The sequence below is a fragment of the Pseudomonas sp. BAY1663 genome (genome assembly GCF_000582595.1).
In the GTDB taxonomy this organism is placed as follows: Bacteria; Pseudomonadota; Gammaproteobacteria; order Pseudomonadales; family Pseudomonadaceae; genus Stutzerimonas; species Stutzerimonas stutzeri_AF.
In genome coordinates this window covers 38,310-59,611 of record NZ_AZSV01000017.1, presented here as the reverse complement: position 1 = coordinate 59,611, position 21,302 = coordinate 38,310, and the positions used below count along the sequence as shown (strand labels likewise).

Here is a 21,302-nt window from a genome sequence, read left to right as displayed (position 1 = left end):
AAACTGGGCGCAGGCGACCTGGAGATCGTCCTGGCCTGGTGCGTGCCGGCAACCTGGCCGGTGCGGGCGAACGGCTGGACGTCGATGCCTCGACCGTCTTCCGCTCGATCCGTCGCATCGAGCGTGGTTTGGGGCAAAGGCTGTTCGAGCGGTCTCGCGCGGGCTACTTGCCGTCGGAGCAGGCGCAGGTGCTGGCCGAACATGCCGAGCAGGTGGAGACGCGGCTGGAACAGGCGCGCTCCGCCGTGCAGCTCACGCCCGAGCAAGTGTCGGGCACGGTGCGCATCACCACCACCGACACCATCCTGCACGGGCTGATCGCGCCAGCGCTGCGCACACTCGCTACCCGCCATCCCTTGCTGGACTATGAGCTACATACCGGCAATGAGTTGACCAGCCTGACGCGGCGCGAGGCCGACATTGCGGTGCGCGCCACCAAGAAACCGCCGCAGCACCTGGTCGGCAAGCACATCGGCCCGATCCGGGTGGCGCTGTACGCCAACAAGGCCAGCGGCATCCGGCGCTACCAGGATGTTGAAGCCGGCAAGGCCGCCTGGATTGCCCCTGACGATGCGCTACCCGAGCACCCCTCGGTGCTGTGGCGCAAGCGCCACCATCCCAAGGCAGTGCCGCGCTATCGCGTCAACAGCATCCTGACCGTGATGGAACTGGTGGCGGCCGGCATGGGCGTGGGCGTGCTGCCGGCGTTCCTGGCGCAGCCGCGCAAGGACTTGATCGCGCTGACCGACATCCTCGACGAATGCCAGACCGAACTGTGGCTGCTTACGCACCCCGAGTCTCGGCATCTGCGGCGGGTGTCTACGGTGTTCCGGCATCTGGGGGAGCACTTGAACCTTTGACTGCCAGGGTGATTGCCAGCGGGTCGATTTCATCTGCACGGCTAAAGCGATCAAAACCGCCCGGAAAGCAGATACCCCGCATCAGGTACATGCGCTGCCAAACCCAGGGTTTTGAGTATCTGATGGACGGTCGCCACCGCAGCCGAAAGAACCGGCTTGGCCAGCGCGTCCTCAACACGCTGGATAGCCGCCAGTGAAGGCATTTGCACGCAGGCGGACAGGACGACGGCATCCGCCTCGCTGATGTCGAGGCGCTTGACGTGTTCAAGCAGGCTCATCGGGTCGACTCGGCCGACAGCAAGGTTGTCCGACACTTCCAGGCTGAGGGAGTCCGTCACGCGGATGGCTTCACTCTCGATGTAAGCGGCAACCTGTTGCGTCAGTGGCTTCATGTAGGGCGTCAGGATCGCCACCTTGGTGAAGTTCATGGCCTTGATGCTGTCGCACAGTGCCCCGGCAGAACTGATGATCGGCGTAGGGGCCTGGTTCTCCTCGGTGGCCTTGCCAAGGCGCTTTTCGGATTGGCGGTGGTAACCAGGACCTTGGCACATGATGGCAACCAGGCAAGCGTAAGCCAGCACATCGCAACGCGCATCGCTCAACTCCTGTGCGCAGCGAACGCTTTGCTGATCCATCGCCTTCAGCTCACCGGGCGTGACGTGCATCATGCGCATGCGCGCGGCATGGAACGTGAAATGTTCTTCTGGAAAAAAACGCCGCCTCGCGTTCAGCATGGCGGGGATTTCGGTTTCCATCGTCGTGTTGGAACTCGGCACGATCTGGCCGACGCGGTAGGTTTTCATGGTGTCTTCCAAAGTTCGAAGCAGCGAGACCATGTGGTATCGGCACATGGTCTGAAAGGAATCAGCACGTCATATGTGCCGCATCTGGAACTTATCGCCGACGACCAGGAAAACAAACCTAAAACGATCAACTTGACTGGATTTGAAAAATAATTGATTGGATATGGTATTCTCAAAAATCCATGCGGCCCTAGAATTCCGTCCTGTGCGCAGCCTTGCGCAACATCGGCTTTTCCCATCAACGCACAGGACGAAACCTCACATGCGACTCATCAGTCACAACTTCCAGGACGGCCAGGCCATTCCTGGCGAATTCGCGTTCGCGGTCCCCGACGCCACCGCACACATTGCACTGTCATCGAACAGGAATCCGCACTTGGCATGGAGTGACATCCCCGAAGGTACGCAGTCCTTCGTGATCATCTGCCACGACCCTGACGTTCCCAGCAAAGGTGACGACGTGAACCAGGAAGGCCGCGAAGTGCCTGCCGAACTGTCACGCATCGACTTCTTCCATTGGCTGCTGCTCGACATTCCCGCTAGCATCAAGCAGATCGAGGCTGGCTCGCATTCGAACGGTGTGACGCCACGCGGCAAGCCAGGTCCGAATGCTGCCGACGGCTTGCGTCATGGCACCAACGACTACACCGTCTGGTTTGCCGGCGACGCGCAGATGAAGGGTGAATACTATGGCTACGATGGCCCATGCCCGCCGTGGAACGACACGCTGGTTCATCGCTACATCTTTACGGTCTATGCGCTGGCCACGCCTGCGCTTGCCGTGGACGCGCCGCTGACAGGCGTTAGCGTGCGCGCGGCCCTGGCCACCGCGCCGGTGCTGGGGCAAGCCAGCCTGACCGGCCTGTATCGCCTTAACCTATCCGTGCCCCTTGATTGACCTGTGAGCACACGCAAGCCAGTCACGGCATCGTCACGGCAGCCTGCTTCCGTCCAGACGGAAACAGGCTGCCGCACGCACTGGTCGTTGCCATCTGGCGCACCGGTGCTGCGGCGTGGCCTGTGCAGTCTTGCGCAACCTGTCCTGAAGCAGATCCAGCACACGCCACGATTTCTGTTCCATGAAGCCACCGTGCTCTTTGTCGTCGCGGGGCGGCTCGATCTCAATGATGCTGTCAGCCCGCTATCGGTTAACACACAAGCATCGCTGCTGCTCGTCGAGCCGGGCACATGCGCCGACCTGCTGAAAACCCCGGGAGGCCCCGAGAAGCGCTTCCACTCCATCTTCCTGACGGTCTCGGCAAGCTTGCTGGACGCATTTCACCGCGATCGCACCCCGCAGCCACCGAACAAAGATAACCGGACGTCATACCAGCAGGTAGCACTGGACGAAGATCTGGAGTCGACGTTCCGACGAGTGCTTGAAAGCGTGGAAGCTAAGCCTGTGAGCGACGAACGGCTCCAATACCGTTTGATGGATTTCGTCCTGGCCCTCGCTGAACGAGGCCATGCCTTCAAGGACGCCAAGCAGAGCGGCACGGCCGGGCGCTTGCGCACATTGATTGGCGAAGCACCGGATCAGCACTGGACAGCGCACGAGGCGGGACGTGTATTGGCGATGAGCGAAGCCACACTGCGACGCCGCCTGGCAGGCGAAAGCGTGCGCTTCGAGGACTTGCTGGTCGACATCCGCATGCACCGTGCCATGATGCTGCTCCAAACGACATCCTGGAGCATTCCCCGTATTGCGCAGGCCTGCGGATACCAGTCCCGCGCGCGTTTCGCCGACCGATTCCGCGCACGCTTTGGCCACCTGCCTTCTGCCGTTCGTTGACAGAAGATCGGCCCTGTCGGCATACGCCACCAACGGTGGATGGAAACTGCGGTCAGAACTTTGGCGGCTGCTCCGGTGGCGTATAGGGCACCTTGCCATCGCCGTAAAACCGCTTGCGCGTAGCCTCAGCCACGCGGTTGCATAACACGTCGCCAAGCCCGGCGCGATCGGTCTTGCACTGCTGGCGCAGCTCCTTCAACCGTGCCGGATTGGCGGCCAGTTCCTCCACGGTTGGCACGTCGGCTTGCTTGGGCGTCTCCGATTGACCGCAAGCGGTCAATGCCACGGCCAGCAAGAGCGGAATGGACTTCTTCATGGCTCAGGTTCCTCAGGGGTGTCGGCATCAAGGCCCGATGTCGGCCTGTTGTCTTCGGGTGATTCGATGGCCTGCACGCGCTCGATCAAGCGGGCCAGCGTTTCCGAAGGCTCGCCATCCAGGCGCAGCAGATAGGTCGTGAGCAGCGGCGAGCGTCCCGCCAGCGGCCGTGCCACCACGCCTTGCTCCCGGCTGGCGGTGATGTGCGCGGCGCCAGTCAAGCTCAGGGCGAAGCCTGCGGAGACCAGCGCCATCATCAGGTCACAGGACGCCACCCGCTCGGCCACCACGGGTTCCATGTCCACCCGGCGCAGCACACGATCCACCTGCCGGGCATGCCCCTCGCACGCCTGCGGATCGCACAGCACCAGCGGGTAGCGCAGCAGTTCTTCCAGCGGGATGCGCTTGTGGGTCAGCAGTGGATGCCGCGCTGGCACAGCCACCATCAGCGGATCGCTCCAGACGGGCAAGGCGACGATGCCATCGCCGACTTCATCGGCGCGGGCGAACCCTACGTCATACAGGTCGTCGTGCAGCCCCTTGATCTGCTGTGACAACGGCACTTCGAAGAAACGAATTTCGACTTCCGGTTCCTCCTGTCGGCACAGTGCCAGCAAGGCAGGTAGCCGCGAAGGCGTGATGCCATCGGACAAAGCGATACGCAACTGGCCGTGAAAGCCATTGGCGGCCGCCTTCACGCTCTCCCGTGCCTGCTGCAAGGCGGAGAAGATGCGTGGCACATGATCCAGGAACAGCTTGCCCGCACGGGTCAATCGGGTGCTGCGCGTGGTGCGGGCGAACAGCACCACGCCCAGTTCTTCTTCCAGCTCCTTGATGGCGCGCGACAGCGGCGATTGTTCGATGTGCAGCTTCTCCGCTGCGCGGGCGAAGTGGAGTTCTTCGGCTACGGCCAGGAAACAACGCAGATGGCGCAATTCCATCACGCCACCTCTTTATGCTGGGAAGCGAAAGGGTTTCGAGACAGCCGTACCATAAGGCGTCCTAATGAGCGAAAAAGTGCATTCCTCCATCGACGGGAATCACAGCGCCGGTGATGTAACGAGCCAAAGGTGAAGCAAGAAACGCCACTAAATGGCCTATATCTTCCGGTTCACCGAAATACCCAATGGGAATATTGCGAGTAATGAAGTCCCGTCTGCTTTCCTCGGTTGGATGGAGCCTGCTCAACACTTGGGCGCTGTTGATCCGTCCAGGAGCAATCGTATTGACCGTGACTCCCTGCGCGGCCACGTCGCAGGAAAGTCCTTTGGCCCAAAGATGCAGGGCGGCTTTGGCAGCCGTGGCAGCATTCAGCGAGCGAGGCTCCATCGAGCCGCTGATACTGATGATGCGACCCCACTGACGTACACGCATCGTTGGAAGGATGGCTTGGGTCAACCGCCGCGCAGCGGTGAAGTTGAGCGCAAACGCTTCTTCCCAGTCCTCATCAGATGCTGACAATTCCGTTGGGCGTGAACCGCCAGCGCAGTTGACCAGGATGTCGATGTGACCAAGGGCTGTCGCCGCTTCGGCGGCAATGCGCGCGACATCGGCTGCGTCTGTCACATCACCGCTGACGACAATGGGAACTTGCTCACTGGACGCTTCGATTTGTGAAGCAACCCGTTCCAACTGATCGTCCCTGCGCGCGGTGACGGCTATGCGGGTGCCTTCATCGGCGAGCAGGCGTGCAACACCCGCACCTATGCCACTGCTTGCGCCGGTGATAAGCGCCGTTCGTCCTCTTAAGTTCAATTCCACCGTGTCCTCCTATGAAATGGCAGGAGTCCGGCCTACGGGATGTGGCTGTGTGCCTTGCAACCTGCGCGCCGAACTGTTCCATGTATTTTATTGAGAACCATTGCTTGATAAACTACCTTTAAGTTTCATAACTTAAAACTGTGGGTTCACAATGGATCTGTTGGACAGCATGAAGGTGTACGTCCTTACGGTGGAGAAAGGCAGTCTGAGCGGGGCTGCCGCTACGTTGGGCGTCTCCGCAACAATGGCAGGCAAGCATCTGCGGTCACTGGAAGCGCGCCTGGGAATGCAGTTGCTTAACCGAACGACGCGGCGGCAGCATCTAACCTCGTTCGGTGAGGACTACTACACGAGATGCAAAGAGATTCTGCGCTTGGTAGCGGAGACGGATGCGCAGGCCCAGCACCAGAAATTAGCACCTGCTGGCAAGCTGCGCATCACGGCGCCCGTTATCTTCGGGACACACGCATTGATGCCTGCCTTGGCGATCTATATGGCGCGTTATCCAGAAATCGCACTCGATGTAGTCCTTTCTGATCGCGTGGTGGATTTAGCCGAAGAGGGGTTCGAGGCCGCCATTCGCATTGGAGAGTTACCGGAGAATGCGCCTCTGGTCGCAAGGCCGCTTACTCCATACAGCCTGACGATGTGCGCTTCCCCGGGATACTTGGCGCATCAGGGCATACCGGAAACAGTGGAAGACCTGCCGCATCACGAATGCCTATCGTTCAGCCCGACAGCCTTGTCCTATTGGCTTGGCACTGGTGAGGACGTGCGTCGTCGATCAGTGTCGGGAAGATTGCAGATAAACAACGGCCAGGCACTCCGCATTGCTGCACTCAATGGCATGGGCATCGTCTTGCAATCCACCCTTCTGTTGGAAGAGGACATTCAAGCTGGCCGTTTGATTCAATTGTTTCCCGAGCAAGGTCTGCCGAGCCGACCGATGAGCGTTGTTTACCTTCCTGACCGCTACCATTCGACCAAGCTACGTAGTTTTGTGGCGTTTCTCATGGAGCACTTCCCGCCAATGGCCCGCGTGTAGTGCCTGCACCTAACAACTCAGCTTATTGAGAGATTGCGCTGCCGCCCGATTTCCCATGACACTCCACCGCCGCGCACCGTCGCTGCAAGCTGCTGCCCCAGCCGCTGTTCAATCACCGGACGCCACGGCACAAGCGAGAAGCCCATGCCGTCGTCCAGCATCGCGTACCGCCCGCTGGCGAGCATGACCGAGCGCCGGTAGATGCCGGCTACGCGCTGTCCGTCCGCCACTGGGCGATGTGACAGTCCGGTTTCGGCGGCAATGTTCTTTCCAACTTGCGCCAGCTCCCGGTTGCGCAGCGTCGCCAGCAGGTTGCGGGCGAGGATCACGCGCTGGCCGCGCCGCTCGGCCAGCCCCTGTTCTTCGAGGAAGTCGGCGCGCTGCTGCATGGCCTGCTTCGCATCGCCGCCAAAGCCCAGCTCGCCCAGCCCCCTGCCGCCACCGATCAATTGCTGGTCAAGCCAGGTCGCGCCGATCACCCGCGCCTGCCGCTCGATGGGCAGGTGCGATTTCAGTTCCACCGCCACGCCGCCCAGGCGCTGGGCGTCGTACTGGCGGCCACGCTCGGCCAGGTCGTCCGGCACCTTCCATAGTCCATCCGCCACACGTTCCACGATGCCGGCCCGGCGCAGGGCTTCCAGCCGGCGGATATGGGCCGCGACAACTTCTTGCGGGTCGCGGCCGGGCTTGGCCCGGCCCTGCTCGATCGCCAGGTGGTGATCGGTGCGGTACAGGCCATCGCTCGCCAGCGTGGCGATGTTCTTGTCGGCCGCCCGCACCTCGGCGGAACCGCGTACCTCCACCACGGCTCCGGTGGGATAGTTCGCCAGCTCGTCGCGGGCGTTCAAGGCAACGTAGTGGGCCTTGCCGTCCACGCCGTCGATGACCAGATAGCCGCGGTCGTGCAGCTCGTCGGCCAGCCCCTTGGCAGCCACGCGGCCGACGATTGTGCGGTCGTCGTCGCCCGGCTCGAACACCGCCAACTCGCGCGGCTGCCCGCTCATGGCCCGCTGCATGGTGCGGATGATGTCGCCACGCTCGCCCAGGGCGCGCAAGGTCTTCTCGGTATCGGCGTGAACCGCCCAGGTGCCGGGCTGCGTCTCGTCGGCCAGGCCCAGGCGCTGCAAGTGTTGCAGGCGACCGATCAGCAGCAGGCGCTGGCGTTGCAGCCGGGGTTCGTTGAAGCGTTCGATCTGCACCCGGCCATCCTCGCCGTCCTCGCGTTGCAGGGTACGGTCGAGGCTCGTCCACCGCTCTTGCTCCACCTCGCGCTGCAAAGTCTGCTGGATCTCCAGTTCGGTGTGCGGCCCCAGCCATTCCGTTGCCAGTTCGGCGGCCCGATGCCGGAAGCCGTGGGCGATGTAGTCGCCCGCGATGATGAGGTCTTTGCCGGCATCGTCGCGTCCGCGCACGATCAGGTGGGTGTGCGGGTTGTCGGTGTTCCAGTGATCGACCGCCACCCAATCCAGCCGCGTGCCCAAGTCGGCTTCCATTCGGTTCACCAGATGCCGTGTGTAGGTACGCAGGTCGTCCAGTTCCGCGCCGTCCTCGGGCGAGACGATGAAGCGGAAATGGTGCCGGTCGTCGGCGCTACGCGCCTTGAACGCATCGAGGTCAGCTTCGTCGGTCTGCGGCCCGTAGGCCCGCCCAGACTCGCCATCGCGGCCCGAGCCGTCGCGCTCGATATAGCGCAGGTGCTTAGCGAGCGACTGCGGACTGGCCCGCTGCTGGTTGACCAACAAGGTCTTGATGGTCACGCGCCGCGACATGGGCGTCAGCTTCTCCCCGGCGAAGCGCGCCGCCGTATGGCCGCGCCCGAGCCGTGAGCCGGGTCGCTGGCCGACGCGTGCGCCGTTTCCACTGCCTGCGGAATGGCGCATGGAGGACTTGCCGCCGCTGGCCTTGCCGGCCTGCTTGAGCACCTTGGAAACGAAGCTCTGGCCTTGGCCTTTGCCCCGGTTCCTCGGGGCATTGGGACGCACCCGGAAATCGTCGTCGCGGCGGTCGGTCATGGCCGCGCTCCCTGCAAGCTACGGCGTGTCCTGTCGTGCGAAGCACGCGGACATGCCAGCATTGGCGCGGGCTTCGCGCCCCACGCGGCACGGCGGCGAAGCCGCTCCGTGCCGCGCCACCCCCATGTGCAGACAGGCTTTCGACGCGGCCCGGTGCCGCGTCCTTTTGTCTTGCCTTCCGCCTTTGCCCTTCGCTGTCGCTCCGGGCGTCGGCGGCCCGGCGGCGCTGTGCTGCTTGCAGCCAGCCCGCCAGCGAACGCGCCAATGGCCATAGGCCGGGTGCATTCGAGGCAAGACGCCTGCACGTTGGACGGCTGTGACGGATGTTGCGCGAGGCGAGGCGCGGATGCGCCCGCACTGCACGCGCGACGACACGGCGGCAGCAGCAGCCGGAACGACATGCCCGATGGCACGATGAGATGCACGGCAACGTGCAGCGAATCGGCAGCCATCATGGGTGTGTCTCCAGCCAGACCGGATGCGCGATGCCGATCACGGCGGATGCGCTGACCGGCCCGAAATACCGGCTGTCGAACGATGCCGGATTGGTCACGCTCAACAGGAACAGCTCGCCCTCGACCAGCGGGCGGCAATGCTGCCAGGGTGGCAGCGGGCGGCCCAGCCGATCGACAGGCAGCGCGGCAGCCGCAGGCACGCCGTCGATGCGAACCTGACGGGCGACGATGCAGATGTGTTGCGGTGCGACCGCGCCCACACGTTTGAGCAGCGGAACGTGCGCCGGCAGGTAGCCGCGCTGCGCAGCGAGCGCGGAAGCGTCGGCAGGCAATCGGGTCAGGACGATGCTGCCCACGGACAAGGGACGTGACAGCGAGGTGGCCCGATGCTCAAGCGGCTGCACGCGATACCAGCCGACCGGAACGCTGTCGGACGGGTTGTAGATCAGGCGCGGCAGCGGCTGCACGAAAGCCGCCCAGGCCAGCGCAGCGAGGCCGACGGCGGCGAAGCCCGCCTGCACGATGCGAGCGCGCAGGCGCGAGCGAGGATGCGGCGCAGCTTCTGACGTGCGTGCGGTGGTGGAATCAGCGGTCATGGCAGCACCCTCCCGGCCATCCAGGCGGCATGCCGCTCGGCGGTGTATTCGGGCAGCGCCAGGCGGGCCGCCAGACGGTTGCCCAGCGTGCGCCAGTACGCGGGCGACACGTCGATAGCGGCGATGCCCAGCGCGTCGATGCCGTCGATGCGTTCCAGCACGACACGCACCGCGTTTTCGCCTTCGGCGTGCAGCAGCAGGCGTGCGCCGGGCCGCACTCCGGGGATGCGCTGCACGTCGTCCAGCGGCGTGCCAGCCTGCATCACCATGAGCTGCCAACGCACGGTGCCGTAGTCGTTGGCCTGCCAGCGGATGCGGCAGAACATTGCTCCGGGCAGGAACACCGCGCAGCGCCGCCAGCGGTCGAGCCGCAGCGTGTGCGCCGGTTCGCCGAAGCGCAGGTAGAGCTTGAAGCGCGGCTCGATGTAGGCGAGCGATACGCGCGTCAGCGGCACGTTGCCGGCCTGGCCAGCGAGTATCGCGAGCGACGGCGCAGCCGGAGGCGATGCGGCAGCCGTGGCCGCGTTCGCGGCAGTCGCGAGGGATGCGTTCATGGCGTGTTCTCCATGCGGTTCTCGGGAAACTCCCGCTCCAGCAGGCCGCGCAGCAGTTCGGCCACGGTCACGTCCTGGCCGAAGGCGGCGATCTTGATGCGTGCGCGAAGCGCGGGCGTCACGTCGAGGGTCAGGCGGGCCGTGTAGAGGTCGCCCTTGTTGAGTGCATCGGCATCGCCCTGGCGAATCCACGCCTCGGCGTGTGGATTCGTGGGCGGACGTGCGCCGATGCCGACGCGCTTGCTGCGCGGGCTATTCATGTCGGCCACCGCAGCAGTTCATCGACCAGCGCGATGATTTCACGTGCGGCGGCGCTGTCGGGCGCCGTCTCACGTGCAAGCCGGCCAGCGGCCACGCTGTCGGCGAAGACGATGCGCTGGCGCACCTCGCGCGCAGCGCCGGCAGCGGCTGTTCGGCCAGCGACTGTCGAGCCTCGCGACCGATGATCGTGGTGCTGACGCGCCGGTTGATGACGAAGGCCGCGCGCAGCTCTGGCCTGAATACCTGGGCTTCGCGGATCAGCGCGACCATCTCGGCGCTGGCCCACAGGTCGTAGGGGCTGGGCTGCACGGGGATCAGCACGCGCTCGGCCGCCAGCAGCGCGGAACGCGCCAGGGCGGCGATGCGCGGCGGGCCGTCGATGATGACGTGATCGGCGCGGCGGGCCAGTTCCGGCGCTTCCTGGTGCAGCGTCTCGCGGGCGAGGCCCACGGCGCTGAACAACCGGGGCAAGCCCTGCTGGCTTCTGCGCTGCGTCCAGTCCAGCGAGGAACCCTGCGGGTCGGCGTCCAGCAAGACGACCGATTGCCCGCGCATCGCCAGTTCGCCAGCGATATGGGTGGCGAGCGTGGTCTTGCCAACGCCGCCTTTCTGATTCAACAGCGCGACGATCATGATGCGGCCTCCGATGCTGGAAAGCCGGGCTTTGCCTGCCATGAAAAACGCTGTTCGCCGTGCCGTTTGGCGGTTGTCCACCGAAACGGCGCGCTTCTACTAAAAGTTAGAGATTTACAGTTAGGTAAGTTAGAGGGGCCGAAAACCCGCGCCGTTACTGGCTTTGCGGCGTTTTCGTACTCCTGATAGCACGATAGGCGTACTCCCGATAGCACGATACCCCGTACTCCTGATAGCACGAGGCCGTTCACAGGTTTTCCCGCAGTTATCCCCGTGCCGTGAACGGCACGGGCCGGAAGGTCAGCAGTTCCAGCCTTTCGTCCGGCATCGACTCGATACCCAAGACGTAGCCGGGCAGCGACTGCCGAGCGACCAGTACGCGCAGGTCGTAGGCGAAGTCCGAGAAGCGCGCCGCGCTGCCGGATTTGCGGTGCAGGTGCCGGAAGTCGAATTGCCAGCCGTGTTCCTGCCGCCCGCCGTGCTTGCGCACCAGGCGGTACAGCCAGCGTTCGATGCCGCCCTTCAAGCGGAAATAAGCTGGGTCGATGGTCAGCACCAAGGCGGCGTCGAGCACGCCGGCATAGAACCAGTCCGGCAGGATCAGCTCGATGCCCAGCGGCGTGCCGCTGGCATCGGCCAGTTCGCGCCACTCGTTGATCCACGAAAAGCGATGCAAGCGCCTGCTCGTGGTTTCGCGGATGGACGTGGCCACACTGGTCGATTGCAGCCGGTCGAGCGCCGCTTTCAGGCGCAGGTAGTCGTTGAGCGATGTACCGCGCCCGATGAAGCGCAGGATTTCGTAGGGCGTGGCGCGTATCCAGCGCGACGGGCGAATGCCCGCGTCGCGAGCCTCCACGATCTGCGAGGCCGCCCAAATCAAAACGTCGGCATCCCATATCGTGGCGATGCCGTGCTCGACCGTGCCTTCCACGCGGATGGTGATGTTCCCGCTGCGGAAGTCGATCGGCGCGACACGCCGCGACTTCGCCAGCGAGAAGAACGGAAAGGCCATCAAGTCCTGACTGTCGCGCGGCGCCATATCGCCCGGCAGCGCGCGGAACAGGTCGAGCTGTTCGCACTGCGGCAAGGCTTGCCCTGGTGGGCCGGACATGGCGAAGGCCACCCACGCGCCGACGATCAGCGGCCATCACGGTAGTCGCCCGCGTGGCGTTCGGCGTATTCCGGGTCGGATGTGGCCTCGTAGCTGCGCTGGTCGGCCCAGGCATCGAGGTCGCTCACCGCGTACATGACGCGGCGACCGAACTTGCGGAACTTCGGGCCGCCGCCGATCACGCGCTGCTTCTCCAGCGTGCGAGGGCTGAGGCGCAGATACTCGGCGGCTTCGTCGTTGGTCAGGTAGCGTTGGGGCTGCGAGGGCGCAGCGACAGTAGCGGCGGCAGGCCGCAAGGGAGAGGGTCGCATGGGATGTACCTCCATCAAGCCCGGCCACACCACGCGACCGGATAGAGGCACTTTCAAGAAAGCAAGGCTTCTTGCTAAGGGACGATTTGCAGGGGGCGTGAAACGTCCCCTCCCTAATGCGACGGGAACGGCGGAAGCTGTGCCAGGCGGCAGTAGCCGCCGCGCATCAGCGCATCGCCCCGGCGCACCAGCCGACGCACGCGGGCACGCAAGGCGCTGTCTTTGTGCCAATCGACCGCGACGGTATCAACGCCGAACAGTCCCTCGGCAACCTCGCGCAAAGACGCGCCCGCCAGGGTCGCGTCGAGTGCCTGCAAGGTGTGCAGTTCCAACACTGCGGCGTGCGTGGGCCGCGAGCGAGTCGCCGCCGCAGACGCGGTCCCAGTTGTAGTGGACAACGCATCCAGCCCAGCCGCCAGTGCGCGATACCGTGCGCAAGGCGTAGTGCAGCCTCGGATGGCGTAGAGGTAGGCCATGCCGTCGGCCATGCTCGGCGTGAGCGCGAGCCGCACGCAGCAGCCGGGCCATTGCGTCGTCAGTATCAGGCGCTTGCCATCATGGATCAGGTGCTTGCGTCCTGGGACGTTCCAGAACTCGAAGGCATAGGCATCGGGTGGCGGATCGGCATCGGGGTAAAGCTGCACCACGGCATCGTGGTCGGGGAACCAGGCTGGATGCGCGTCGCGCGCATCCAGGGCCGGGTCTTCCAGCAGGCGCAGGCCCCAAGCCTGCGCCGCGTCCGGCCTGCGGCGACGGCGCAGCCAGTCGCGCCGGTAGTCGGGATTCCGGCGCAGGTACTCCCAGGCCAGCGCGGGGCCATCGAGATGCAGCGTGTAGAGATACGCGGCGGTCGGATACCAGTGTGCGGCGCTCGAATCAGCCATGACGCAACCTCCTGTCGATCAGCAGGAACGTCGCTATGGATTTCGGCTTGCGGGAGCTACCGTTTCAACATCAAACTGCCATCAATATCGGGGTAAGCTGTAACTTGTGGTGTCAAGACCGATTCGCTCCGGTGCATTGCCAAAATCGTCTGAACGCGACGGCTGCACCGCCGGAAAATGGTGCGCAGCACTGGACACCGTGCCGCAGCCCGCGCCAAAGATCGTGACTGTTTCCAGCAGAGTTGCACCGCTTCGGTGCAAGAGTGCGGAATCAGACCCGCACGGTCTCGACTAAGACCGAAATAGTCACAATGCGCCCCGGCTGGACGGGCTGCGCCGGCCTGTCGCAGCAGGCTGCGCACGGTTCCGGTCAGTCCGTGATCGAGCCGTTCTCCTGGGCCAGCCGGACGTATTCCGACAGCGGGCGTGCTGCCTGGAAATACCGATCCCGCCGCACCGGCAGCTTGCGCGGGCCGACGATGCCGGCCAGGTCGGACAGTTTGACCGTGCCCAGCGCCGGCATCCCGATGCCGAGGTCTATCAGCCCCGAAGCGGTATCGCAGTCAGCGGGATCGAGCGCGGCCAGCAGCCAGGTCGCGTGCGCGTCCGGCGTGAACAGCCGCACCACGGGCAGCGGATCGAGGTGCTGGCCGGCAGCGCGTGCCGCGCCGTGGGCCAGCAGCCGGGCGCGTTCATCGGCGGTGACAAGCGGCAGGGTCATGGTCGGAATCCCCACGAAACCGAGGATGCGCGGATGCGCTTTTGTGCCGAAGCGCAGAACCGCCGAACCGTATCCGTGCATCCGTGCGCAAGCACCGATACGCAATCCATCGCATCCGTAGAAGAACGGAAGCGCACAAGCGGAATTGTAGAAAGCCGGAAAGACACGGATGCGATTCCCCGGTTCTGTCGGAATCCGCATTTGCGGATTTCCGTAAAAGCACGAAAGCGGGCCTTTCAGCCATGAATGAACACTTTAGATTGTAGTCCTATTGGGTGCAATGGGCTGTCATCTTGGTTTTTACGGGGAAACCAAGTTGGTGGCAGTGAAACACTCATTGGCGATGGCCATACGGACGGTCAGGAAAGCGCGCGGCTTGAGCCAGGAAGCGTTCTCCGACGTGTCCAGCCGCACCTATATGAGTTCGCTGGAGCGCGACTTGAAAAGCCCGACCATGCACAAGCTGACCGAGCTGTGCGAGGTCATGGACGTGCATCCGCTCACGCTGCTGACGCTGGCCTATGCCGGCGACAGCACGCGCAAGACCGATCAGCTTCTGGCGCAGGTGCGGCAGGAGCTGGAGGCGGTGTTGAAGGAGCGCGACACGCCGTAGGCGCGTGCGTGACGTGCTGCGCCAGCAGCACGGCGCCCCGCCGCAATGGGCGGGGCGCGGTGGGCGACCGTCAGGCCGCCTTGGGCTTGCTGCGCGACCAGATCAGGTCGTGCGTGCCGTCCTCGTTCTCGATCAGGCGGGCATAGACCGTCGCCGGGAACGAAGGGTCATCGAGCGAAACCGACAGGTACGGACGATCGGCCTGGCTGGTCTTCTTCCACGCCGCGCCGATCTCGTGGCCGGCCGCCTGAAGGTGGAAGTCGGGGGCGTTCTCGGTGTCGCCCTTGTCGTTGGGAACCAGCTTGACCTTGACGTTGAGCGTCAGGGTGCGAAGCGTGCCGGTGAAGCCGTCTTTCTCTGCGGTGAAGGTGCCGATGTTAGCCATGATGTTTCTCCTTTCGGGTTGAACAAGGTCGCGCCAGTGCGTCCTTGTTGTGATCCGGCCAGCGGGGGATGGGCTGGCCGCACCGCGCAGCGGTCGCAACACCGTGGAGAACCTGGAAGCGAAAAGAATTTGTCCCGCGAGGAAGCCGCGCAGCGGCGGGGAAATTGTTTTCGCTGAAAGGTTGCGGCCATGAAGCCCAAGGCGCAGCCGTTCCCTCGCCAGGATTCACGACAAGCCAAGGACGCACGGGCCGCCCGCTCCCGAATGGAGACGTGGCCGACTCGGCATCCCCGCGTGACGGCTTCACCGGCTTGCGCCCTGACGCGGGCAAGGCCAACACCCCAACGACAAGCGAGAACGCCTCTTGCCGCAGATTGCGGCGACGGGCTTGAGGCGTGGCGTGGATGCTCCATAGCGAAGCCGGGTGGCGTGTCGGTGAACCGTCCTTCGTGACGTACAAGCGCGAACCGCCAGCGTCGAGGACGGCGCGCTTTGGCACAACCTGCCGCAGCAAGCCGGGGCGTAGCCCCACAAGCCCCGCCCATTGCGGCGGGGCGCCATCGAAACCTTGCCCGCGTCAGCGGGCGCCGATCGCCGTACCGCGTGCAAGGCACTTGCACGTCCGCCACGTCGCCGCCTGGCCGAAGGCGGCGACGTGGCGATTTTGCTTTGGACGCTGGAACCGGGCGCGGCCACCGCCGCGCCCGGATTTTCGACCACCGGCCCCAAGGCGGAACGGCTTGGGCCGGTGCTGCTCGTTATTCCTTGGTTTCGATGATCCACCACACGGCACGCGGCAAGGCGTGGCCTGTGATGGGATGCAAGTCGGTCAGGTCGGCGCAGGCTGTCCAGCCGGGGGGCGGACGGTAGCCGCGCACGTCGCCTTCGCCGTGCCAGCGGCGAGCGCGTACCGTGCCGGGCGCATAGGTCGCCGCCATGCGCGGGCGGCTGGTGGTGGTGCGGGTCATGGGGGCTTCTCCTTCAAGCGAAGCTCCCCGGTCGAGGCCGGGGCGCTTGCCTTCGGCGCGGGTCAAGCGGCCAGTGCCTCGGCGGTTCATCCGCCATTGCCTCGGCATCCTCCGGGGCATCCTGCGCCTGCGTTTCCTGCGGCGCAGCTTCCGGGCTTTCGGTCTTGAAGATGGCAGGCATCCAGCCGGTGCCGTCCGCCAGCCGTTCGGCTTCGCTGGCAATGTCCGCCTTCTTCAACTTCGCCAGTCGAGTAGCGTGCGACGGTGCGAACTCGCCCACGGCTTCCAGAATCGCGGCCTTCGGCACATGCTGGAAATAGCCGTCTGCGGTGGGCTGCCACCATGCCGCCATGTCGAGGCCTACGGCCTGCGCCAGTTCCGCGCCCGGCTGGTGCGTCGTGGCGCGAGGCGTCACCACGTCCACGGTCGCCGCCACGCATACCGCCAGCAGCCGCACCAGCTCGCCTTGCTCCATCGCCAGCAGCGCGGCGAACAGTTCGGCGCTGTCCTGCGGCAGCGCTTCGCCCGCGACCTGCTGCAACTCGCGCAGGGCCACGGCGGCGGGCGACTCGGGCCAGTCGGGGGCCATGCCTTCCAGCCGGTCTTGCACTTTCAGGCTCACGCCCAGCGGCAGGTCGTGGCCGTAGTGGCTGCCCTGCAAGATGGTCTGCACCATGCCATGCACCACGGCAGCCAGCGCGGCTTGCGGATGCCGGGCGAGTTCGATTTGCAGCGCGGCGGTGCGGTGGGCGCTCAACCGCTGCGCTAGCCGGTCAGATATGGCGGTGATCCTGGGCTGCTCGTCGTCCTCGCCTTCGTCGCTGGAACCCTGCCGCAAGCGTTCCAGCGTGCGCAGCGCCTTGGCTTCGGCTTCGCGCATCAGGCCGCGATGAATCACGGTTTCGCCGTTGCGGTCGATGGTGACGATGGCCCCGGCTGCGGCCTTCACGTTCGGACTGTAGTCCTGCAAGCCATCTTCCAGCGCCTGCAATTGCTCGCCCACGGCTTCGCCTTCCTCTTGCAGCGCGTCGGCCTTGTCCTCGTCCTCGGCGTTCAGCGCGGCATCCACAGCTTCGGCCAGTTCGTGCAGCTTGGCTTGCAGCTTCTCGATGCGTTGGGCCTCGCGCTTGGTCGGCTCGCGTCGCTCCCTGGACGCACGCTGGAAGGCGTGCAGGTCGGAATGGGTCACTCCCGGCGTGGTATCCACCCATGCCCAACCCTCGGCGCGAACATTGGCGGCAATGCCTGCCAGCCGGTCTTGCGCCAGCCGTTCCAGTAACGCGGCATCGGTCAGATACACGCCCGCGTCACCTTCCGCGAACAGGTCACGGCGAATCCCGCCGCCTGCGACCTCGTAGGCGTCCAACCCGACGAAACGCACCAGCGGATGCCGGTAGGCGTCGATTTCGCGCTCGGTCAAGCGTTCGCGCAGGTTGGACGGGTGACGTTGCCACGTCGGCGCGTCGTAGAACGCGCTTTCCTGCGCAACGTGGTCATCGGTGATGGCAAGGGCCATCAACTGGTCAAGGCTCACGCCGTCGGCCCGATAGTCGGCCATCAGGCGCGGGGAGACATTCGCCAGCTTCAAGCGGCGCTGCACCACCAGCGGCGTGACGCTGAAATCCGCTGCAATGTCCTCGATGGGTCGGCCTTCGGCCACCAGCGCCGCGAAGGCTTCAAACTGGTCTGCCGGGTGCATGGCTTCGCGTTGCACGTTCTCGGTGAGGCTGGCGGTGCGGGCCGTGCCATCAGCCACCAGCAGGCAAGGCACCTCCCATTCCTTCGGGATGCGGCGCTTCTTCGCCAGCAGCTTCAACGCGGCCAGCCTGCGGCCACCGGCGACGACTTCGTAACGTTCGCCATCGGCGGCGGCAATGACAATCAGGTTTTGCAGCAGACCCACACGCTGGATGGATGCAGCCAGTTCGGGAATGGACATGCGCGGAGCCTTGCGCACGTTGCGGCCCGTGGGGCGCAGCACCAGCCGCGACAGAGGAACCAGAATCAGGTTCTTGGTGGGGTCGGCGGCTTCCAGCACGGCGGCATGGGTAACGGCGCGGGCTTCGGTTTGGGTGATGGCGTTCATGATGTATCTCCAATCAAGTGAAACAAGGGAATGGAGGGGAAACCGCCCCTCCGGCGGGGAAACGGTCAGGCTTTGAGCTGGCGCAGGCCATCGGCCAGCAGCCACAGGGCGCGGTTCAGGCGCACATCGGAATCAATGCCCTGCACCGGGCGGGTGCGCTGGCGGCGTCCGTTGGCGCTGCGGCCATGCAAGCCGCCCTTGGTCAAGTTCTCCTGCGTGCGGTTGAACACGCTCCACAGGTCGGGGCGGCGGTCATCGAAGCGGCGCGGCATCAGGATTTGCGATTCCGTGATGGGTGCGGGCTTGTCCGGGTCGTCGTACTTGAGGGCCAGCGCGGCGCGGGCAAACGCTTCGGCTTCGCCATCGTCCAGCGTGATGCCGCGCATCAGGTCGCGGGATTCCTTCACCCGCTCGAAGCCACTCAGCACCTCAAACGCGCCTTCGATGACATGCCCGGCCACGTCGCCCTTGTGGGGCACGCGCACATCGGCCACGGTGTCGCCGCAGACAAGGCCATTGCTGCAAACGAAGCGGAACATGCCGGCCAGCATCTGATAGCTGCTGGTACCGTCGTGCGAGTTCAGCAGCACGATTTCATTGGCTTCCGCGCCATTGATCTGGCTGGCATGGCGCAGGCGAATCATGTGTTTGGTGTGCTCGCGCTTGCCTTCATCGCGCACGCGGGTCTGCGTCACCATGAAGGGCTGGAAACCTTCCTTGCGCAGTTCGGTCAGCACGGCGGCGGTGGGGATGTAGCTGTACCGCTCGGAGCGGCTCTCATGCGGCGCGTCCGCGAAGATGGACGGGGCCACCCTGCGGATTTGGTCGTCGGACAGGGGGTGGTCGCTGCGCAGCGCCGGGGAATGGGAGGCGAAACGGGATGCGAGTTGCATGGTCTTTCTCCTGACAAAAAGAGGTTTGCTGTTCACACCGCACACCGGATTCCAAGATTCGGAGCCCAGCCTTTCGGCTGTTTGGTGCGGTCGGCACGAGGAACCCGGTTGGCCCTGTTGCCACCGTCTTTCCTGAGTTCATCGCCCGCGACGAAAGGGAGCGCGCGGACGGAGGCCATCAAGGAGACAAGCGCGGGGTTGGTGCGGCCCGCAGGCGCAGCCGAGGACACGGCCCTGCGCGCCTTGAAGGCATACGGTCGCGGGCTACAGTCGCGGACAAGGTGATGAAGTCAGGGGAGACGGCTGGACAGGCAACGGTCGCCCATCTGTGCCGACCGCACGGCAAGCGAAGCGCGCAGGCCCGAAGCTGGAAGCCGGGCCGGAGGCGTCAGCCGAGCGGAGCGAGGGAACGATGGAAGCCCGTCAGGGGCGAGACGCCGCAGGCGGCTCGATGCGCAGCACGACAGCGCGCCGGGACGCCATGAGGTTCTACGCGCTTACCACTTGCGCGACTATTCAATAAATGTTGTATTATCGAACCATGAACGAAAATCAAGCTGTTTCCGCCCTCGGCGCCTTGGCCCATACCCAGCGGCTGCGTGTGTTCCGCGCCCTAGTTGTCGCCGGCCCCGAGGGGATGACGCCCAGCGTGCTGGCCGATCTGCTCGACGTGGCACGCAATTCCCTGTCCTTCCACTTGAAGGAATTGGCCCACGCTGGCCTCGTCACCATCGAGCAGCAAGGCCGCAACCTGATCTATCGCGCCGACTTCGCGCAGATGAACAACCTGCTCGGCTACATGACCGAACACTGCTGCCAGGGCGGCACATGCGAAGTCACGGAATCCTCTGCCACCTGTGCCTCCTGCTGAAAGGAACTATCCATGAAGCGCTTCCATGTCCATCTGCATGTCAATGACCTGCCCCGCAGCATCGGCTTTTATTCCCAACTCTTCGCCGCGCAACCCACGCGCGTCGAAAGCGATTACGCGAAGTGGATGCTCGAAGACCCGCCGGTGAACTTCGCCATTTCCACGCGCGGCAACAGGCCAGGCATCGACCACCTGGGTATCCAGACCGACGACGCTGAGGAACTGGCCGCCCTCAAGGCACGCGCGCAGGCCGCCGACATGGCGCTGCTCGACGAAGGCACTACGACCTGCTGTTACGCACGCAGCGAGAAGCACTGGATCACCGACCGCAAGGTGTGGCATGGGAGCACTTCCACACGCTGGGCAGCATCCCAGTCTTCCATGAGGCAGCCTCAGTCACGACACCGATCACCGCACCGGCTTGCTGTACAGCAAGCCCCCGTTCTTCCTGCTGTTGAGAAAGCACGCCATGACCACGGAGAGCACATACAACGCACTGTTCATCTGCACGGGCAATTCCGCACGTTCCATTCTCGCTGAAGGCATCCTCAACAAGCTGGGCCAAGGGCGCTTTCGGGCCTACTCGGCGGGCAGCCAGCCGAAGGGCGAAGTGCATCCGCTGGCGCTCGCCACGCTGGAGCGGCTGCACATGCCGACGACCGGCTACCGCAGCAAAAGCTGGGACGAGTTCGTGGCGCCGGATGCACCGGTGTTCGATTTCATCTTCACCGTCTGCGACAACGCCGCCGGTGAGGCGTGCCCGCTGTGGCCGGGCAAGCCGGTATCGGCCCATTGGGGCGTACCCGATCCGGCAGCCGTCGAAGGCAGCGAAGAACAACGGCTCAAGGCGTTCAAGGATGCCGCGCTGACCCTGCGTCGCCGCATCGAGCTGTTTCTCTCGCTGCCGCTGCAACGCCTGGACGCCATGTCGCTGCAACGCGAGTTGCGAAATATCGGCCAAGAGTGAAGAGCGTCACTTCATCAACAACCAGATTTGAAAGGACACCCCATGCCAAACATCCAGATTTTCGACCCGGCGCTGTGTTGCAGCACAGGCGTATGCGGCGTTGAAGTAGATCAAAACTTGGTGAACTTTGCCGCCGACGTGGATTGGGCCAAACAAAACGGTGCTCAGATCGAACGCTTCAACCTGGCACAACAGCCCCTTACTTTCGCCGAAAACCCGACTGTGAAAGGCTTTCTGGAACGCTCGGGCCAAGAGGCGCTGCCCCTGGTTCTGGTCGATGGCGAGGTGGCCTTGGCCGGTCGCTATCCCAACCGCAGCGAATTGACCCGCTGGGCTGACATCGAGGCGCCCGAAACCTCCCCAACCCAAGGCGCTTGCTGCTCTGGCAACCGCTGCTGCTGAAC

The 21,302-nt window shown here is 64.5% G+C and carries 24 protein-coding genes and 2 pseudogenes; 9 read left to right on the top strand and 17 right to left on the bottom strand.

What is annotated here, in order from left to right; all coding sequences use genetic code 11:
- The first annotated feature begins 38 nt into the window (after positions 1-38).
- Entirely contained in the window at positions 39-860 is an 822-nt protein-coding gene (locus BAY1663_RS07565; RefSeq protein ID WP_256206597.1) for a LysR family transcriptional regulator, read from the top strand.
- 50 nt (positions 861-910) lie between these two features.
- On the opposite strand, the gene BAY1663_RS07560 is transcribed toward BAY1663_RS07565, so the two are convergent.
- On the bottom strand, positions 911-1,663 hold the full coding sequence (locus tag BAY1663_RS07560; protein WP_037039099.1) for an aspartate/glutamate racemase family protein: 753 nt from the start codon (positions 1,661-1,663) through the stop codon (positions 911-913).
- A gap of 262 nt (positions 1,664-1,925) precedes the next feature.
- Here BAY1663_RS07560 and BAY1663_RS07555 point away from each other — a divergent pair, with 262 nt between their 5' ends.
- Positions 1,926-2,561 carry a YbhB/YbcL family Raf kinase inhibitor-like protein gene (locus tag BAY1663_RS07555; protein ID WP_037039097.1) on the top strand — a complete coding sequence of 212 codons (636 nt, stop codon included), beginning with the start codon at positions 1,926-1,928 and terminating at the stop codon, positions 2,559-2,561.
- 3 nt (positions 2,562-2,564) lie between these two features.
- Entirely contained in the window at positions 2,565-3,455 is an 891-nt protein-coding gene (locus tag BAY1663_RS07550; protein WP_037039095.1) for a helix-turn-helix transcriptional regulator, read from the top strand.
- Positions 3,456-3,507: 52 nt separating this feature from the next.
- On the opposite strand, the gene BAY1663_RS07545 is transcribed toward BAY1663_RS07550, so the two are convergent.
- From BAY1663_RS07545 to BAY1663_RS07535, 3 genes are all read right to left on the bottom strand, one after another.
- Positions 3,508-3,771, bottom strand: coding sequence for an EexN family lipoprotein (locus tag BAY1663_RS07545; RefSeq protein ID WP_037039094.1), 264 nt, complete (start codon positions 3,769-3,771; stop codon positions 3,508-3,510).
- Positions 3,768-4,712, bottom strand: a complete 945-nt coding sequence (locus BAY1663_RS07540; RefSeq protein ID WP_037039093.1) for a LysR family transcriptional regulator — start codon at positions 4,710-4,712, stop codon at positions 3,768-3,770. The genes BAY1663_RS07545 and BAY1663_RS07540 overlap by 4 nt, the downstream gene beginning before the upstream one ends.
- 61 nt (positions 4,713-4,773) lie before the next feature.
- A complete protein-coding gene (locus BAY1663_RS07535) occupies positions 4,774-5,532 on the bottom strand; it encodes an SDR family NAD(P)-dependent oxidoreductase (RefSeq protein ID WP_037039090.1) in 759 nt (252 codons plus the stop codon).
- Positions 5,533-5,683: 151 nt separating this feature from the next.
- Between BAY1663_RS07535 and BAY1663_RS07530 the strand changes: the two genes are divergently transcribed.
- A complete protein-coding gene (locus BAY1663_RS07530) occupies positions 5,684-6,577 on the top strand; it encodes a LysR family transcriptional regulator (RefSeq protein WP_037039087.1) in 894 nt (297 codons plus the stop codon).
- Positions 6,578-6,594: 17 nt separating this feature from the next.
- Here BAY1663_RS07530 and BAY1663_RS07525 read toward each other — a convergent pair whose 3' ends face one another.
- From BAY1663_RS07525 to BAY1663_RS24755, 9 genes and pseudogenes are all read right to left on the bottom strand, one after another.
- A complete protein-coding gene (locus BAY1663_RS07525) occupies positions 6,595-8,589 on the bottom strand; it encodes a relaxase/mobilization nuclease and DUF3363 domain-containing protein (RefSeq protein WP_037039084.1) in 1,995 nt (664 codons plus the stop codon).
- A gap of 451 nt (positions 8,590-9,040) precedes the next feature.
- Positions 9,041-9,640, bottom strand: a complete 600-nt coding sequence (locus BAY1663_RS07520) for a S26 family signal peptidase (protein ID WP_037039081.1) — start codon at positions 9,638-9,640, stop codon at positions 9,041-9,043.
- The gene (locus tag BAY1663_RS07515; protein ID WP_037039079.1) at positions 9,637-10,194 is read right to left on the bottom strand and encodes a DUF2840 domain-containing protein; all 558 of its coding nucleotides are present in this window, start codon (positions 10,192-10,194) and stop codon (positions 9,637-9,639) included. Before BAY1663_RS07515 ends, BAY1663_RS07520 begins: the two co-directional genes overlap by 4 nt.
- Positions 10,191-10,454 carry a hypothetical protein gene (locus tag BAY1663_RS07510; RefSeq protein ID WP_037039142.1) on the bottom strand — a complete coding sequence of 88 codons (264 nt, stop codon included), beginning with the start codon at positions 10,452-10,454 and terminating at the stop codon, positions 10,191-10,193. Before BAY1663_RS07510 ends, BAY1663_RS07515 begins: the two co-directional genes overlap by 4 nt.
- Positions 10,451-11,088 (bottom strand): annotated as a pseudogene (parA, locus tag BAY1663_RS07505) (ParA family partition ATPase). Before parA ends, BAY1663_RS07510 begins: the two are co-directional and overlap by 4 nt.
- A gap of 265 nt (positions 11,089-11,353) precedes the next feature.
- A complete protein-coding gene (locus BAY1663_RS07500) occupies positions 11,354-12,199 on the bottom strand; it encodes a replication initiator protein A (protein ID WP_037039140.1) in 846 nt (281 codons plus the stop codon).
- A gap of 26 nt (positions 12,200-12,225) precedes the next feature.
- Positions 12,226-12,510 carry an AlpA family transcriptional regulator gene (locus BAY1663_RS07495; RefSeq protein WP_023083109.1) on the bottom strand — a complete coding sequence of 95 codons (285 nt, stop codon included), beginning with the start codon at positions 12,508-12,510 and terminating at the stop codon, positions 12,226-12,228.
- 113 nt (positions 12,511-12,623) lie between these two features.
- Complete coding sequence (locus tag BAY1663_RS07490; RefSeq protein WP_037039077.1) at positions 12,624-13,394, bottom strand: DUF2285 domain-containing protein; 771 nt, start codon at positions 13,392-13,394, stop codon at positions 12,624-12,626.
- Positions 13,395-13,764: 370 nt separating this feature from the next.
- Positions 13,765-14,115, bottom strand: coding sequence for a DUF2958 domain-containing protein (locus BAY1663_RS24755; protein ID WP_037039138.1), 351 nt, complete (start codon positions 14,113-14,115; stop codon positions 13,765-13,767).
- A gap of 319 nt (positions 14,116-14,434) precedes the next feature.
- On the opposite strand from BAY1663_RS24755, the gene BAY1663_RS07480 reads away from it, so the two are divergent.
- Positions 14,435-14,728: a helix-turn-helix domain-containing protein gene (locus BAY1663_RS07480; protein ID WP_128576136.1), complete on the top strand. Its 294-nt coding sequence runs from the start codon at positions 14,435-14,437 to the stop codon at positions 14,726-14,728.
- A gap of 70 nt (positions 14,729-14,798) precedes the next feature.
- Here BAY1663_RS07480 and BAY1663_RS07475 read toward each other — a convergent pair whose 3' ends face one another.
- The 4 genes from BAY1663_RS07475 to BAY1663_RS07460 form a co-directional block, all read right to left on the bottom strand.
- Positions 14,799-15,113, bottom strand: coding sequence for a DUF736 domain-containing protein (locus BAY1663_RS07475; protein ID WP_014859397.1), 315 nt, complete (start codon positions 15,111-15,113; stop codon positions 14,799-14,801).
- A gap of 758 nt (positions 15,114-15,871) precedes the next feature.
- Positions 15,872-16,081 (bottom strand): hypothetical protein, encoded by a 210-nt coding sequence (locus BAY1663_RS07470; RefSeq protein WP_037039073.1) that lies wholly within the window; start codon positions 16,079-16,081, stop codon positions 15,872-15,874.
- Positions 16,082-16,094: 13 nt separating this feature from the next.
- The gene (locus tag BAY1663_RS07465) at positions 16,095-18,167 is read right to left on the bottom strand and encodes a ParB/Srx family N-terminal domain-containing protein (RefSeq protein WP_256206594.1); all 2,073 of its coding nucleotides are present in this window, start codon (positions 18,165-18,167) and stop codon (positions 16,095-16,097) included.
- A 65-nt stretch (positions 18,168-18,232) separates the two neighbouring features.
- Positions 18,233-19,060 carry a DUF932 domain-containing protein gene (locus BAY1663_RS07460; protein WP_037039071.1) on the bottom strand — a complete coding sequence of 276 codons (828 nt, stop codon included), beginning with the start codon at positions 19,058-19,060 and terminating at the stop codon, positions 18,233-18,235.
- Between the two features lie 541 nt (positions 19,061-19,601).
- On the opposite strand from BAY1663_RS07460, the gene BAY1663_RS07455 reads away from it, so the two are divergent.
- From BAY1663_RS07455 to arsD, 4 genes and pseudogenes are all read left to right on the top strand, one after another.
- Entirely contained in the window at positions 19,602-19,931 is a 330-nt protein-coding gene (locus tag BAY1663_RS07455; RefSeq protein WP_037039069.1) for a helix-turn-helix transcriptional regulator, read from the top strand.
- Between the two features lie 12 nt (positions 19,932-19,943).
- Positions 19,944-20,389: pseudogene (locus BAY1663_RS23440) on the top strand (ArsI/CadI family heavy metal resistance metalloenzyme).
- A gap of 11 nt (positions 20,390-20,400) precedes the next feature.
- Positions 20,401-20,898, top strand: a complete 498-nt coding sequence (locus BAY1663_RS07445; RefSeq protein ID WP_037039133.1) for an arsenate reductase ArsC — start codon at positions 20,401-20,403, stop codon at positions 20,896-20,898.
- 42 nt (positions 20,899-20,940) lie between these two features.
- The gene (arsD, locus tag BAY1663_RS07440) at positions 20,941-21,300 is read left to right on the top strand and encodes an arsenite efflux transporter metallochaperone ArsD (protein WP_037039064.1); all 360 of its coding nucleotides are present in this window, start codon (positions 20,941-20,943) and stop codon (positions 21,298-21,300) included.
- Positions 21,301-21,302: the final 2 nt, after the last annotated feature.

Coding starts and splice junctions, on each gene's coding strand:
- BAY1663_RS07560 (WP_037039099.1), bottom strand. CDS start 1,663: ATGAAAACCTACCGCGTCGGCCAGATCGTGCCGAGTTCCAACACGACG.
- BAY1663_RS07555 (WP_037039097.1), top strand. CDS start 1,926: ATGCGACTCATCAGTCACAACTTCCAGGACGGCCAGGCCATTCCTGGC.
- BAY1663_RS07545 (WP_037039094.1), bottom strand. CDS start 3,771: ATGAAGAAGTCCATTCCGCTCTTGCTGGCCGTGGCATTGACCGCTTGC.
- BAY1663_RS07540 (WP_037039093.1), bottom strand. CDS start 4,712: ATGGAATTGCGCCATCTGCGTTGTTTCCTGGCCGTAGCCGAAGAACTC.
- BAY1663_RS07530 (WP_037039087.1), top strand. CDS start 5,684: ATGGATCTGTTGGACAGCATGAAGGTGTACGTCCTTACGGTGGAGAAA.
- BAY1663_RS07525 (WP_037039084.1), bottom strand. CDS start 8,589: ATGACCGACCGCCGCGACGACGATTTCCGGGTGCGTCCCAATGCCCCG.
- BAY1663_RS07520 (WP_037039081.1), bottom strand. CDS start 9,640: ATGACCGCTGATTCCACCACCGCACGCACGTCAGAAGCTGCGCCGCAT.
- BAY1663_RS07515 (WP_037039079.1), bottom strand. CDS start 10,194: ATGAACGCATCCCTCGCGACTGCCGCGAACGCGGCCACGGCTGCCGCA.
- BAY1663_RS07510 (WP_037039142.1), bottom strand. CDS start 10,454: ATGAATAGCCCGCGCAGCAAGCGCGTCGGCATCGGCGCACGTCCGCCC.
- BAY1663_RS07500 (WP_037039140.1), bottom strand. CDS start 12,199: ATGTCCGGCCCACCAGGGCAAGCCTTGCCGCAGTGCGAACAGCTCGAC.
- BAY1663_RS07495 (WP_023083109.1), bottom strand. CDS start 12,510: ATGCGACCCTCTCCCTTGCGGCCTGCCGCCGCTACTGTCGCTGCGCCC.
- BAY1663_RS07490 (WP_037039077.1), bottom strand. CDS start 13,394: ATGGCTGATTCGAGCGCCGCACACTGGTATCCGACCGCCGCGTATCTC.
- BAY1663_RS24755 (WP_037039138.1), bottom strand. CDS start 14,115: ATGACCCTGCCGCTTGTCACCGCCGATGAACGCGCCCGGCTGCTGGCC.
- BAY1663_RS07475 (WP_014859397.1), bottom strand. CDS start 15,113: ATGGCTAACATCGGCACCTTCACCGCAGAGAAAGACGGCTTCACCGGC.
- BAY1663_RS07470 (WP_037039073.1), bottom strand. CDS start 16,081: ATGACCCGCACCACCACCAGCCGCCCGCGCATGGCGGCGACCTATGCG.
- BAY1663_RS07465 (WP_256206594.1), bottom strand. CDS start 18,167: ATGAACGCCATCACCCAAACCGAAGCCCGCGCCGTTACCCATGCCGCC.
- BAY1663_RS07460 (WP_037039071.1), bottom strand. CDS start 19,060: ATGCAACTCGCATCCCGTTTCGCCTCCCATTCCCCGGCGCTGCGCAGC.
- BAY1663_RS07455 (WP_037039069.1), top strand. CDS start 19,602: ATGAACGAAAATCAAGCTGTTTCCGCCCTCGGCGCCTTGGCCCATACC.
- BAY1663_RS07445 (WP_037039133.1), top strand. CDS start 20,401: ATGACCACGGAGAGCACATACAACGCACTGTTCATCTGCACGGGCAAT.
- arsD (WP_037039064.1), top strand. CDS start 20,941: ATGCCAAACATCCAGATTTTCGACCCGGCGCTGTGTTGCAGCACAGGC.